The 12,278-nt window shown below is 50.0% G+C and carries 25 protein-coding genes; all 25 read left to right on the top strand.

Features of this window, described 5'->3' with window-relative positions:
• On the top strand, positions 1 to 169 hold a 169-nt coding region (locus tag M0Q40_04315; protein MCK9221835.1), incomplete at its 5' end, for an elongation factor Tu.
• A 136-nt stretch (positions 170 to 305) separates the two neighbouring features.
• Positions 306 to 614: a 30S ribosomal protein S10 gene (gene rpsJ, locus M0Q40_04310; protein MCK9221834.1), complete on the top strand. Its 309-nt coding sequence runs from the start codon at positions 306 to 308 to the stop codon at positions 612 to 614.
• Between the two features lie 32 nt (positions 615 to 646).
• Positions 647 to 1,264, top strand: coding sequence for a 50S ribosomal protein L3 (gene rplC / locus M0Q40_04305; protein ID MCK9221833.1), 618 nt, complete (start codon positions 647 to 649; stop codon positions 1,262 to 1,264).
• 21 nt (positions 1,265 to 1,285) lie between these two features.
• Positions 1,286 to 1,912 carry a 50S ribosomal protein L4 gene (gene rplD, locus M0Q40_04300; protein ID MCK9221832.1) on the top strand — a complete coding sequence of 209 codons (627 nt, stop codon included), beginning with the start codon at positions 1,286 to 1,288 and terminating at the stop codon, positions 1,910 to 1,912.
• Positions 1,912 to 2,196: a 50S ribosomal protein L23 gene (rplW, locus tag M0Q40_04295; protein ID MCK9221831.1), complete on the top strand. Its 285-nt coding sequence runs from the start codon at positions 1,912 to 1,914 to the stop codon at positions 2,194 to 2,196. Before rplD ends, rplW begins: the two co-directional genes overlap by 1 nt.
• Positions 2,197 to 2,240: 44 nt before the next feature.
• Positions 2,241 to 3,065, top strand: a complete 825-nt coding sequence (gene rplB / locus M0Q40_04290; protein MCK9221830.1) for a 50S ribosomal protein L2 — start codon at positions 2,241 to 2,243, stop codon at positions 3,063 to 3,065.
• A 44-nt stretch (positions 3,066 to 3,109) separates the two neighbouring features.
• Entirely contained in the window at positions 3,110 to 3,394 is a 285-nt protein-coding gene (rpsS, locus tag M0Q40_04285; GenBank protein MCK9221829.1) for a 30S ribosomal protein S19, read from the top strand.
• Between the two features lie 32 nt (positions 3,395 to 3,426).
• On the top strand, positions 3,427 to 3,765 hold the full coding sequence (gene rplV, locus M0Q40_04280; protein MCK9221828.1) for a 50S ribosomal protein L22: 339 nt from the start codon (positions 3,427 to 3,429) through the stop codon (positions 3,763 to 3,765).
• A 4-nt stretch (positions 3,766 to 3,769) separates the two neighbouring features.
• On the top strand, positions 3,770 to 4,435 hold the full coding sequence (rpsC, locus tag M0Q40_04275) for a 30S ribosomal protein S3 (GenBank protein MCK9221827.1): 666 nt from the start codon (positions 3,770 to 3,772) through the stop codon (positions 4,433 to 4,435).
• A 2-nt stretch (positions 4,436 to 4,437) separates the two neighbouring features.
• Positions 4,438 to 4,875 carry a 50S ribosomal protein L16 gene (rplP, locus tag M0Q40_04270; protein MCK9221826.1) on the top strand — a complete coding sequence of 146 codons (438 nt, stop codon included), beginning with the start codon at positions 4,438 to 4,440 and terminating at the stop codon, positions 4,873 to 4,875.
• The gene (rpmC, locus tag M0Q40_04265) at positions 4,865 to 5,065 is read left to right on the top strand and encodes a 50S ribosomal protein L29 (GenBank protein MCK9221825.1); all 201 of its coding nucleotides are present in this window, start codon (positions 4,865 to 4,867) and stop codon (positions 5,063 to 5,065) included. Before rplP ends, rpmC begins: the two co-directional genes overlap by 11 nt.
• A gap of 34 nt (positions 5,066 to 5,099) precedes the next feature.
• Positions 5,100 to 5,357: a 30S ribosomal protein S17 gene (gene rpsQ / locus M0Q40_04260; protein MCK9221824.1), complete on the top strand. Its 258-nt coding sequence runs from the start codon at positions 5,100 to 5,102 to the stop codon at positions 5,355 to 5,357.
• A 29-nt stretch (positions 5,358 to 5,386) separates the two neighbouring features.
• Positions 5,387 to 5,755: a 50S ribosomal protein L14 gene (gene rplN, locus M0Q40_04255; protein ID MCK9221823.1), complete on the top strand. Its 369-nt coding sequence runs from the start codon at positions 5,387 to 5,389 to the stop codon at positions 5,753 to 5,755.
• Positions 5,756 to 5,783: 28 nt separating this feature from the next.
• Positions 5,784 to 6,107, top strand: a complete 324-nt coding sequence (rplX, locus tag M0Q40_04250; protein MCK9221822.1) for a 50S ribosomal protein L24 — start codon at positions 5,784 to 5,786, stop codon at positions 6,105 to 6,107.
• 32 nt (positions 6,108 to 6,139) lie between these two features.
• Positions 6,140 to 6,679: a 50S ribosomal protein L5 gene (gene rplE / locus M0Q40_04245; GenBank protein MCK9221821.1), complete on the top strand. Its 540-nt coding sequence runs from the start codon at positions 6,140 to 6,142 to the stop codon at positions 6,677 to 6,679.
• Positions 6,680 to 6,691: 12 nt separating this feature from the next.
• Positions 6,692 to 6,877: a type Z 30S ribosomal protein S14 gene (locus M0Q40_04240; GenBank protein ID MCK9221820.1), complete on the top strand. Its 186-nt coding sequence runs from the start codon at positions 6,692 to 6,694 to the stop codon at positions 6,875 to 6,877.
• A 38-nt stretch (positions 6,878 to 6,915) separates the two neighbouring features.
• Positions 6,916 to 7,314, top strand: a complete 399-nt coding sequence (gene rpsH / locus M0Q40_04235) for a 30S ribosomal protein S8 (GenBank protein MCK9221819.1) — start codon at positions 6,916 to 6,918, stop codon at positions 7,312 to 7,314.
• A 21-nt stretch (positions 7,315 to 7,335) separates the two neighbouring features.
• On the top strand, positions 7,336 to 7,875 hold the full coding sequence (gene rplF, locus M0Q40_04230; GenBank protein MCK9221818.1) for a 50S ribosomal protein L6: 540 nt from the start codon (positions 7,336 to 7,338) through the stop codon (positions 7,873 to 7,875).
• Positions 7,876 to 7,928: 53 nt separating this feature from the next.
• On the top strand, positions 7,929 to 8,291 hold the full coding sequence (gene rplR / locus M0Q40_04225) for a 50S ribosomal protein L18 (protein MCK9221817.1): 363 nt from the start codon (positions 7,929 to 7,931) through the stop codon (positions 8,289 to 8,291).
• A 26-nt stretch (positions 8,292 to 8,317) separates the two neighbouring features.
• Complete coding sequence (rpsE, locus tag M0Q40_04220) at positions 8,318 to 8,833, top strand: 30S ribosomal protein S5 (protein MCK9221816.1); 516 nt, start codon at positions 8,318 to 8,320, stop codon at positions 8,831 to 8,833.
• 33 nt (positions 8,834 to 8,866) lie between these two features.
• Entirely contained in the window at positions 8,867 to 9,049 is a 183-nt protein-coding gene (gene rpmD / locus M0Q40_04215) for a 50S ribosomal protein L30 (GenBank protein ID MCK9221815.1), read from the top strand.
• 35 nt (positions 9,050 to 9,084) lie between these two features.
• Positions 9,085 to 9,525 carry a 50S ribosomal protein L15 gene (gene rplO, locus M0Q40_04210; GenBank protein MCK9221814.1) on the top strand — a complete coding sequence of 147 codons (441 nt, stop codon included), beginning with the start codon at positions 9,085 to 9,087 and terminating at the stop codon, positions 9,523 to 9,525.
• A complete protein-coding gene (gene secY, locus M0Q40_04205; protein MCK9221813.1) occupies positions 9,526 to 10,794 on the top strand; it encodes a preprotein translocase subunit SecY in 1,269 nt (422 codons plus the stop codon).
• Between the two features lie 44 nt (positions 10,795 to 10,838).
• Positions 10,839 to 11,495 (top strand): adenylate kinase, encoded by a 657-nt coding sequence (locus tag M0Q40_04200; GenBank protein MCK9221812.1) that lies wholly within the window; start codon positions 10,839 to 10,841, stop codon positions 11,493 to 11,495.
• Positions 11,496 to 11,509: 14 nt separating this feature from the next.
• Positions 11,510 to 12,256, top strand: coding sequence for a type I methionyl aminopeptidase (gene map / locus M0Q40_04195; GenBank protein MCK9221811.1), 747 nt, complete (start codon positions 11,510 to 11,512; stop codon positions 12,254 to 12,256).
• Positions 12,257 to 12,278: the final 22 nt, after the last annotated feature.

Raw genomic sequence — 12,278 nt, 5'->3', positions numbered from 1 at the left:
CGGGGATCTGGAGTTACCCGAGGGAACAGAGATGGTTATGCCTGGCGACCGGGTGAGTGTTAGTGTAAAGTTAATCACACCGATTGCGATGGAGGAAGGACTACGCTTTGCTATTCGAGAAGGTGGTAGGACTGTTGGAGCAGGAGTTGTCACGAAGGTAATAAAGTAACAGGTAATTCCCGTTGCTTTGGATAAAGCGATGAACCGGGAGGTTGCCGGATGTCCGGGTAATTTCCGGAGAGCATGTCCGCAGGCCCCCAATTCGGGGGATACTAATCGGACGTCAGGGAGGAAGCAAAGAGGGTATGGCTAAGCAAAAGATTAGAATCCGTCTTAAGGCGTTTGATCATAAGGTGCTTGATACATCTGCGGAGAAGATCGTAGAGACAGCCCGTAGAACCGGGGCAGGTGTTTCAGGACCAGTTCCGTTGCCAACTGAGCGTAATGTTATAACTGTCCTAAGGTCAACGCATATTCATAAGGATTCGCGCGAGCAGTTTGAAATGAGAACTCACAAGCGACTGATCGATATCCTCGATCCAACACCGAAAACAGTCGACGCGCTGATGCGTTTGGATCTGCCAGCGGGTGTCGATATTGAAATCAAGTTATAATGGACGCGGTGTTACGCAGAGGAGGTGCAGTAATGGCTATAGGACTAGTGGGTCGAAAGATTGGCATGACCCAGATATTTGATGATAAGGGAAACGCAATTCCGGTAACAGTACTTCAGGCGGGTCCCTGTGTGGTTGTACAGAAGAAGACCGCTGAAAAGGATGGATATGCTGCTGTTCAGCTGGGCTTCGGGGAGGAAAAACACCCAAGCAAACCCACCGCAGGACATTTTAGCAAAGCTGGTATTTCACCATGTAGATACTTGCGGGAGTTTAGGCTGGAACCGACTGATCTAGACAAACTCGAAGTGGGTGCACAGGTGACCACCGAGATATTTAAGGCTGGTCAGTTGGTTGACGTAATCGGTCAGTCTAAGGGTAAGGGATTTGCCGGGTCAATCAAACGCCACAATTTTGGTCGAGGTCCCATGGCACATGGATCGAAATATCACCGAGGCCCCGGGTCAATGGGTGCCACTGGTGGTTCTAGAGTGTTTAAGGGACGTAAGCTTCCCGGACGAATGGGTAATGAACGGGTAACCGCGAAAAACCTTCAGGTAGTCAGGGTGGATCATGAGCGGAACTTGCTCCTGGTCAAAGGTTCTGTACCCGGGATACGGGGCAGTCTGGTAATGATCAAGGCAAGTTAGTGGCGAAGAGGAGGTTAGACGATGCCACAGGTAACCGTATTAAATGCGGATGGGAAACAGGTAGAAACAATGGAATTGCGTCCGGAAGTGTTCGGTGCAAAGATAAACGAGTCCCTGATGCATGATGCAGTGGTAGCGCATCTTGCACGGTGCCGACAGGGTACTGTGGCGACCAAGACCCGGGCCGAAGTCCGTGGTGGGGGTCGCAAGCCATGGCGGCAGAAGGGCACCGGTAGGGCGCGGCATGGTAGTATTCGTTCACCTATATGGGTGGGCGGGGGTGTGACCTTTGGTCCACAGCCCCGGGACTTTGGATATTCTATGCCTAAGAAAGCAAGAAGGAATGCTCTTAAGTCAGCACTTAGTGCTAAGTTAGAAGCTGGACAGCTCATTGTTGTTGATGACTTAGGCATTAATGAACCAAGGACCAAACTGGGGATGCAGCTTCTTGACAAACTGGGCATCAAGGATGGTTCAGTATTGATAGTAACTGCTGAAAATGATAAAAATGTGCTATTAGCAACGCGAAATATTCCCAAGGTCAATTGCATCGTGGCCAGTGATGTGCACGTATATCCATTATTGGTTGCAAAGCATGTCATTATGACCAGCGCAGCCATTAAAAAGGTTGAGGAGGTGCTGGGCTAATGGAGCTGAGGAATGTTATTATTCGACCGGTTGTCTCGGAAAAAAGTACGTTGCTGCGAGAGCAGAACAAGTATGTCTTTGAGGTAGACCGTCGGGCGAACAAGACGCAGATTCGGCAGGCTGTCGAGGCCTTGTTTGATGTTGAAGTGGAGAATATTAACACTTTGAATGTGCCAGGCAAATTGGTCCGGCGTGGAAGGACCGAAGGGTATACAAAGGCTTGGAAAAAGGCGATTGTGAAGTTGTCCCCCGGCAGTACCATTGATATTTTTGAGAGTCTGTAGTTCAGGCTGAGATTTGCAGGAGGGGCAGTAGAGGAGGGTTAGTTATGGCGATAAAGTCGTATAAACCGACTACCCCGGGACGACGGGATATGACCGGTTCAAGTTTTGAAGGTCTTAGCAAGACTACGCCGGAGAAGTCCCTTGTTACCCCATTAAATAGTAGGGGTGGACGCAATAATTATGGTAGAATCACGGCTCGTCATCGTGGCGGTGGCCATAAGCGCAGCTACCGATTAATTGATTTTAAGAGGGATAAGGACAACGTTCCTGCTAAAGTTGCAGCAATAGAGTACGATCCGAATCGTACGGCGCGGATTGCTCTTTTGCACTACGCTGACGGTGAGAAACGGTATATCCTAGCTCCCCTGGGACTGTCGGTTGGCGATCAAGTTATGTCGGGTCCTACAGCGGACATCAAGGCGGGTAATTGTTTGCCCTTGGCAAACATTCCCCTAGGTACAGTGGTTCATAATATTGAGCTGTATCCAGGTCGAGGTGGACAGTTGGCGCGTTCGGCTGGAAGTAGCGCACAATTGATGGCTAAAGAGGGGAAATATGCTACCCTACGTTTGCCATCGGGTGAGTTTAGAATGGTTTTACTAACCTGCCGTGGCACCATCGGTCAAGTTGGTAATGTAGAACACGAGAATATTAGCTGGGGCAAATCTGGGAGAATGCGCTGGCTCGGACGCCGTCCGGGAGTTCGAGGTGTAGCAATGAACCCAGTGGACCATCCACATGGTGGTGGAGAAGGACGGTCATCTATTGGTAGAGCGCCGGTTACTCCATGGGGTAAACCAACCCAGGGTTATCGAACGAGAAAGAAGAAACAGTCGGATAAATATGTCGTGCGCACAAGGCGCGGTTAGCCGATTGTAGTTACTATGTACGGCTTGGAAGGGGGCTTACAAAGATGAGCAGATCTTTAAAAAAAGGCCCGTTTATCGATGATCATTTGATGAAGAAGATCAAGGAGATGAATGAGAAGGGCGAGAAGCGAGTTATCAAGACTTGGTCACGCCGTTCGACCATCTTCCCGCAATTGATCGGTCATACCATAGCTGTGTATGATGGACGGAAACATGTTCCAATTTATATTACAGAGCACATGGTGGGTCATAAACTGGGCGAGTTTGTGCCGACCCGGACATTTCGTGGACACGGTTTCCATACAGAACGCTCGACGGCGTTGAAGTAGTCACCTGCTTCAACAGGGAAGGAGGTAATCAGGTGCAGGCAAGAGCTATAGCACGCCATGTTCGGATTTCGCCACGTAAGTTGCGTTTGGTCGTTGACCAGATTAGAGGGAAAGATTTGGATGATGCCATTGGCATTTTACAGTTTTCCCCGCAGCGGGGTGGGAAGGTTCTTGAGAAGGTTATTAGGTCAGCTGCTGCTAATGCAGAGAATAATCATGATATGCATCGGGACAGCTTGTATGTAGCCGCTGCCTATGTTGATGAAGGCCCGACGTGGAAACGTTTGAGACCTCGGGCGCGGGGCAGTGCTGATCGGATTTTTAAGCGCACCAGTCATGTTACGGTGATTTTGGAGGAAAAGGAGGAATAGCGTAGTGGGGCAAAAAGTGCATCCGCACGGTCTTAGGTTGGGCATCATCAGAGACTGGGATGGCCGTTGGTATGCTAACAAACGAGATTACGCGGATCTGTTACACGAAGATCTGAAATTGCGTAGGTTTGTGAAAGAACGGTTCTATGGTGCTGGTGTTTCCCGAGTGGAGATAGAGCGTGCGGCAAACCAAGTGAGACTAACGATTCATACTGCTCGACCCGGTATGGTCATCGGGAAGGGCGGACATGAAGTTGATACGCTTCGGAAGGACTTAGAAGCATTAACAGGAAAACGGGTTCAGGTTAATATCGTTGAGGTAAAGTATCCTGAGCTAGATGCGCAGTTAGTGGCAGAGAGTGTTGCCTACCAGTTAGAAAGACGTGTATCGTTTCGAAGGGCAATGCGCCAGGCTCAGCAACGGACTCTACGTTTAGGCGCAGAAGGTATTAAGATCAGCGTCAGCGGGCGACTAGGTGGAGCGGAAATTGCTCGCACCGAATGGAGTTCTGAAGGAAAGATCCCTTTGCATACGTTGCGTGCCGACATCGATTATGGCTTTACCGAGGCAGACACAACCTACGGGCAAATCGGTGTGAAGGTCTGGATCTACAAGGGAGAGGTATTGCCCGAGAGGACAGGGAAGGCCGCGGCTGAAGGGGGAGATTAATGATGTTGGTTCCCAAGAGAGTTAAGTATCGAAAGGTACAGCGGGGGCGGATGAAAGGTAAGGCGTATCGCGGAAGCACCCTTACCTTGGGTGAATATGGACTCCAAGCCCAGGAACCCGGTTGGATTACGAATACTCAGATCGAGGCAGCTCGAATAGCCTTGACCAGACATATTCGACGTGGCGGCAAGGTATGGATTAAGATATTCCCGGATAAGCCCGTTACCGCTCGTCCAGCTGAGACGAGAATGGGTAAGGGAAAGGGTGCTCCGGAGTATTGGGTTGCTGTAGTAAAGCCAGGCCGCATCATGTTTGAAATGGCTGGCGTATCCGAGGAGCTGGCGCGGGAGGCCATGAACCTAGCCGCACATAAATTGCCCATTAAATGTAAGTTTGTCAAAAGGGCGGGTGTAGGTGGTGGTGATGCAGATGAAAGCTGAGGAATTACGGGATTTGACGGATGAAGAACTGCACCGCCAGTTAGATGAGTTGAAAGAGGAGCTGTTTAACCTCAGGTTTCAGCTGACGATTGGACAATTGGACAATCCGATGCGGGTGCGGCAGGTGCGAAAGGATATCGCACGGATCAAAACGGTCTTGCGGGAAAGAGAACTAAATATTAGAATATGACAGTACCAGCAAGGGGTTGCTAGGAGGTATGTGCATGCAAGAACGCAACAACCGAAAGACGCGGACTGGTGTTGTAGTCAGCGATAAGATGGAGAAGACGGTCGTTGTGGAAGTCGGGCGAATTACTCGACATCGTCTTTACGGGAAGCGCATGCGCCGTAGTAAGAACTACAAAGCTCATGACGAGCACAACGAGTGCCGCATTGGCGATCGGGTTCTTTTAGCGGAGACACGGCCTTTGAGTAAGGACAAAAGATGGCGAGTAGTAAAAATATTGGAGAAGGCGAAATAGGGTATCAACCTGGAAAGGAGGGGTAGGCCATGATTCAACAGGAAACAGTGTTAAACGTAGCTGACAACTCTGGTGCGAGGAAACTACTTTGCATTAGAGTCCTCGGCGGTTCAATGCGTCGGTATGCCAGTGTGGGAGATATTATCATTGCCACTGTAAAAGAGGCTACCCCAGGTGGTGTGGTACGAAAAGGAGAGATCGTTTCGGCGGTTGTGGTCCGCACGAAGAGTAGAATTCGGCGGCCGGACGGCTCTTATATACGGTTTGACGAGAATGCTGCTGTGGTTATTAATCCCCAAAAGGATCCAAGGGGCACGCGGATTTTCGGTCCTGTTGCTAGGGAGCTTAGAGATAAACAGTTCATGAAGATTGTCTCCTTGGCACCGGAGGTATTGTAAGGATTTCGATCCGGGAGGAGGGATAACGGTGGCGCCGAGACTTCATGTAAAGAAGAATGACACGGTAATCGTGCTACATGGTGTCGACAAGGGTAAAAGAGGCAAAGTCCTAAGTGTATTCCCGAAAGCGGGTAAGGTTGTTGTGGAGGGTGTGCAGATCCAGAAGAAGCACAGTCGTCCTACCAGGGAGCTGCCACAGGGTGACATTATCGAGCAACCCGGGAGGATTTATGCGTCCAAGGTTCAGGTTGTGTGTCCCAGTTGTGACAAACCCACAAGAACCTCCAAGGTGCGTACCGAAGAGGGGTATTCGGCTCGGGTATGCAAAAAGTGCGGGAAGACGATTGATTAAGCCCACTGGAATGAGAGGGGGGACGTGTTCTAATGTCAGAGCTATATGAACGGTACAAGAAGGAAGTTGTACCTGCCTTGATGGATAGATTTCAGTATAAATCTGTAATGGAAGTGCCTAAGCTGCTCAAAGTAAGCTTGAATATGGGTGTCGGTGAAGCAGTGGCTGACAGCAAGGTCCTAGACAACGCGGTACGGGATCTGACCATAATCAGTGGTCAAAAGCCGGTGATTACCCGGGCTAGCAAGTCTATCTCGAACTTTAAACTGCGAAAAGGCATGGCAGTTGGCTGTAAGGTCACTTTACGGGGTGAACAGATGTACAACTTCGTAGAGAAACTGATTCGGGCTGCGCTGCCAAGAATCCGGGATTTCAACGGACTATCACCAAAGGGATTCGATGGCCGCGGCAATTACAGTCTGGGCCTTACGGAACAATTGATGTTCCCTGAGATAAGCTACGATGAGATAGATCAGGTTCGGGGGATGAATGTTAGCTTCAATACCTCGGCAAAGACCGATGAAGAGGCCTTTGAACTGCTTAAGTTTTTGGGACTTCCTTTTAGACAATAAAGGAGGAGAATAATGGCAAAGAAGTCGATGATCGTAAGGTCTAGCAGACCTGCAAAGTTTTCAACGCGTCAGGTCAATCGATGCCAAGTTTGCGGCCGGCCGCGAGGATATATTCGCCGATTTAAGCTATGCCGCATTTGTTTTCGCAACCTCGCTCACCGTGGGGAAATACCAGGCGTGGTTAAAGCCAGCTGGTAATAGCGGCTTGGAGTGGATATTAGAGAGGGGGTAGCGCAATGGCTTTAACTGATCCAATTGCTGATATGCTAACAAGGATTAGGAATGCTAATTCCGCCTATCATGAGAAAGTAGATATCCCCGCGTCAAAGACTAAGATCGAACTAGCCCGCATATTGAAAGAAGAGGGTTATATACGGGATTATAAGGTATATAGGGATGACAAGCAGGGTGTTCTGCGAGTCTTCTTACGTTACGGTCAAAACAAGGAACGGGTCATGCGGGGACTAAAAAGGATTAGTAAACCAGGACTGCGGGTCTATGCCAATAAGGATGAAATTCCAAAGGTACTAGGGGGCCTAGGGTGCGCCGTGATCTCCACATCACAAGGTGTGATGAGCGATAAGGCAGCGAGAAAACATGGCGTCGGTGGAGAAGTGCTCTGCTACATTTGGTAGAAAGTGGGGTGAATTGCTGCGATGTCAAGGATCGGTAAACAACCAATTCAGATCCCTGCGGGTGTGTCGGTTTCAGTAGACGGACAACGGGTTACTGTTAAGGGTCCTAAGGGAACCTTAGAGAAGGAAATGCATCAGGATATGGTGGTTACTGTTGAAGATGGCCATATTCAAGTAGAACGCCCGAGTGATGAAAAGGAACACAAAGCTTTGCACGGGTTAACCCGGACTCTTATCGCCAACATGGTCGAGGGAGTAACTAAAGGTTATGAAAAGCAGCTAGAAATTGTAGGTGTGGGATATCGAGCGACGAAGCAAGGGTCAGAGATTAACCTTGCAGTTGGCTATTCCCATCCTGTGCAAATTACGCCCGAGGACGGGATAGAGTTTGATGTGCCAAAACCGACCCAGATTGTTGTGCGCGGCATTGATAAGGAATTGGTAGGACAGACTGCTGCGAACATTCGGGCGATTAGACCGCCGGAACCCTATCTGGGCAAAGGTATTCGATATGCCAACGAATATGTGCGCCGTAAGGCCGGAAAGGCCGGCCGAATATAAGTGGGCCAGAGCGGTACGATGTTTGTGTGTGTGATATGAGAGAGGTGAAGAAGGTGTCTACCAGCAAGAAGGTGCAAGCTAAGAATCGCCGCCACGCGCGGGTGCGTAAGAAAGTGTCTGGAACTCCCGAAAGACCTCGGCTGGTTGTATTTAGGAGTCTTAAACATGTCTATGCCCAAGTGATAGATGATGTTAACCAGCAGACGCTAGCTGCTGCTTCAAGCTTGGATCCTGAACTGCGTGCAAGTCAGTCCGGTTGCAGGAAGGAACAGGCTGAGATGGTCGGCAAGCTTGTGGCCAAGCGGGCTCAGGAGAAGGGGATCTCCAAGGTGGTCTTTGATCGGGCAGGCTACAAATATCACGGTGTGATAGCCAGCCTTGCTGATGCAGCGCGGTCTGAGGGATTGGAATTTTAGTATCGAAGGGGAAAGGAGGCTAGTGAATGCGGAAGCGTAATAATGTGGAAATGGCAGATTTAGAGGAACGCGTGGTATCGATCAATCCGGTTTCTAAGACGGTAAAAGGTGGTCGAAACCGGAGATTTAATGCTTTAGTTGTTGTTGGCGATGGTAAGGGCCGGGTTGGAGCTGCCATGGGTAAGTCCAAGGAAGTATCGATGGCAATTCGCAAAGGCGTAGACAAAGCTAAAAAGAATATGATTGAGGTACCCATTGTTGGTACTACCATACCCCATGAAATTGTGCAGCGATACTCAGGAGCATGTGTGTTGCTGAAACCAGCAGCGGAAGGAACAGGGGTAATTGCTGGTGGGCCTGTGCGTGCCGTACTTGAGGCGGCTGGTATCCGTGATATTCTCACCAAGTCTCTTGGGTCGAGTAACTCGGTGAACGTGGTTAACGCTACCATGGAAGCCCTCAAGAATCTACGAACTGCCGAGGACGTTGCCAGGATCAGAGGTAAGAGTGTGGCCGAGATTTCCTCGTTAGTCAGCGAGTAGATAGGAAAATTGGATGGGAGGTAGCGGTTTCCGATGAGCAAGGAACTGAGGATTACTCTAGTAAAGAGTGGGGCAGGAAGGAACAAGGACCTGAAGGCTACCCTAGAAGCTTTGGGGCTGCGTAAGCTGGGGATGACGGTTACCAAACCAGATAATCCAGCTGTGCGCGGCATGCTGACAAAGGTAGGACATTTGGTTGAGATAATAGAAGAGTAGTTGAAGATAGTTACATGTACGAGGAGGTGCAGCTTGTGCAGATTCATGATCTGAAACCGAACCCAGGGGCGAGACAAAAAGCTAAACGGGTAGGTCGAGGCATCGGCTCTGGCCATGGAAAGACCGCAACTCGCGGTCACAAGGGGCAAAGATCAAGATCAGGCTCGGGAACGAAGCCCGGGTTTGAGGGGGGCCAGATGCCTTTACAGCGTCGGCTACCTAAGCGAGGATTTACAAATATTTTTGGCACGGAGTACACCGTAGTCAACTTGGATCGACTGGATGCGTTTGATGCTAACACAGAGGTTACACCGGAGCTGCTTGTGGAAGCTGGTGTGATTAGTAAAATCGGTGATGGCGTAAAGGTGTTAGGCCGGGGAGAGGTCACCAAGCCCTTCGTGGTGAAGGCACATCGCTTCTCCAAGAGCGCAGTAGAGAAGATCGAAGCGGCTGGTGGAAAGGCGCAGGTGATTTAAATGCTAGCGGCCCTAAGTAATGCTTTTAAGATTCCGGATCTGAGGCGAAAGATATTCTATACCCTAGCGTTGCTGTTGGTATTTCGGGTTGGTACTCACGTACCCGTTCCCGGGGTAGACGCCCGGGCATTAGCCGAAGGACTTAACATCGAGGGAGGCGGAATTTTCGGCTTTCTAGATATGTTCGCCGGGGGTGCTCTTAGTCGTTTTAGCGTATTTGCGATGGGGGTCGGCCCTTATATTACCGCGTCCATTATTTTGCAGTTGCTAACTGTGGTGATTCCTAGTCTGGAAGCCTTAGCGAAGGAAGGTCCTGAGGGAAGACGGAAATTGCAGAACTATACGCGTTACGGGACCGTTGTGCTTGGGATAGTACAATCGTTTGGTACCACGATGCTTGCTCGGAACTACGGAGTACTCAAATTCCCAAGTTTCGGCGGGGTAGCGCTTATTGTTACCACACTAACGGCTGGAACGGTATTTCTGATGTGGCTTGGTGAGAAGATTAGCGAGAACGGTCTAGGAAATGGAGTCTCGTTAATCATTTTCACTGGAATTGTGGCGAGGTTGCCAGCATCAACTTACCTTACCATTCGTTCCGTCGGTGAGGGTGGGTTGAATCCACTTAGCTTTATTGTGTTTATGATTCTTGCCGTAGTGGTTATCGGTGGTGTAATCCTGATTCAGGAAGGGCAACGACGAATTCCGGTACAGTATGCTAAACGGGTTGTGGGCCGAAGAGTATACGGTGGGCAAAGCACGTATATTCCACTTCGTGTCAATCAGGCGGGAGTCATGCCGGTCATTTTCGCTTCTTCGGTATTGACCTTCCCATTAACGCTTGCTCAGTTTATCCCGGCGATTTCAGGGATAGAGCGTTGGCTTGGCGTCGGCACTGTAGGATACAATATTCTGTATGTGGTCTTGACGATCTTCTTTACGTATTTCTATACGGCAGTGACGTTTGATCCGAAGGATATTGCAGATAACATGAAAAAACACGGTGGATTTATTCCGGGCCTACGACCTGGTAAACCAACAACGCAGTATCTGGAAAAGGTACTGACCCGGATCACGTTAGTTGGGGCCATCTTTTTAGCTTTGATTGCTGTATCGCCCTACTTGATGGCTAGTATCACCCGAGTGCCGATGAATCTGTTTTATTTCGGCGGCACGGGCTTACTAATTCTTGTGGGTGTTGCACTTGATACGATGAAACAGATAGAAGCCCATTTAGTAATGAGGCATTACGAAGGATTCATGTCCTAAAGGAAGCAATGATTCCTTTGTTGTGGGTAGAGGGGGCCAGTAAGGTGAGAATTGTCTTACTCGGTATGCCGGCTGCCGGGAAGGGGACCCAGGCGCGGCTTATGTCTCACCGGTACGGGATACCGCATATTTCCACGGGTGAAATGTTCCGAGCGGAAATTGAAGGACAAACCGCCCTTGGTCGGGAAGCGCAGAAGCATATCAATGAAGGACGGTTGGTTCCTGATGCAATCGCGGTAGCCGTGGTTAAACACAGATTGGAGAGTCCAGACTGCCTGCCGGGTTTTGTCTTGGATGGATACCCGCGGACGGTCGCACAAGCCGAGGCGCTTGATGGCGTCTTAGCTGAACTAGGTACGTGCCTTGATGTTGTGCTCAACATTCGGATCGACGAAGACGAAGTGGTCCGGAGGATTAGCGGAAGGTTGGTTTGTGAGGATTGTGGTGCGACTTATCAGGTTTCACCGGAACTTGCCCACTGCCAAGCATGTCAAGGCAAGTTGGTTCGACGTAGCGACGACAATGAAGAGACAGCGCGCAAGCGCTTAGCAGTATACTATGAACAGACATTGCCGTTGGTGGAGTACTATACTACGCAGCATAAGTTGTGTAATATAGAAGGGCAGCAAGAGGTTGATCAGGTGTTTGCACAAATTAGCAGAGTCCTTGATGACCTCAAAAGGTGCCATAGGTGTTGCTAAAGGTGGATGATTAAATGATAGTGCTTAAGTCGGACCGGGCTCTTAACTCAATGCGCAAAGCTGGCCGGATTGTGGCGGAAGTTCATGCCAAACTGGCGGAAGCTATTCAGCCCGGGATTTCGACGCTAAAGCTCGACCAGCTAGCCGAGGATTATCTTATGAGTTGTGGTGCGACTCCATCATTCAAAGGTTACCGAGGCTATCCCAAGAGCATCTGTACGTCGATTAACGAAGAAGTGGTGCATGGTATTCCTGGCGATCGCATCCTGCAAGAAGGGGACATTATCAGTGTTGACATCGGAGCATATATCGATGGCTTTCACGGAGATGCAACGCGTACCCATGGTGTGGGGGAGAGCTCCATGGAAGCACAGCGTCTGATTGAAATCACGGCAGGTGCGCTTCAAGCGGGGATTGAAGCGGCAGCACCAGGTGGAAGGTTGGGGGACATTTCCCACGCGGTGCAATCCTTTGCTGAAACAGCCGGATTTGGAGTCGTTCGGGATTTTGTGGGCCATGGAATCGGCTCACAAATGCATGAGGATCCCCAGGTGCCTAACTTTGGGTTGCCTAATAGGGGACCACGCCTAAAACCCGGACTGGTACTAGCGATTGAGCCGATGGTTACGGCCGGAGATTACAGAGTCCGAGTCCTAGAGGATGATTGGACGGTTGTTACTTTGGATGGAAGTCTCTGCGCCCACTTTGAGGATACGGTTGCGATCCTTGAAGATGGTGTTGAAGTTCTAACGATTCTTTAAGAGGTGCTGGTGGGAGTGAAGC

The organism is Limnochordia bacterium (assembly GCA_023230925.1).
Lineage (GTDB): Bacteria > Bacillota > Limnochordia > DUMW01 > DUMW01 > JALNWK01.
This window is presented reverse-complemented; position numbering and strand designations above follow the sequence as displayed.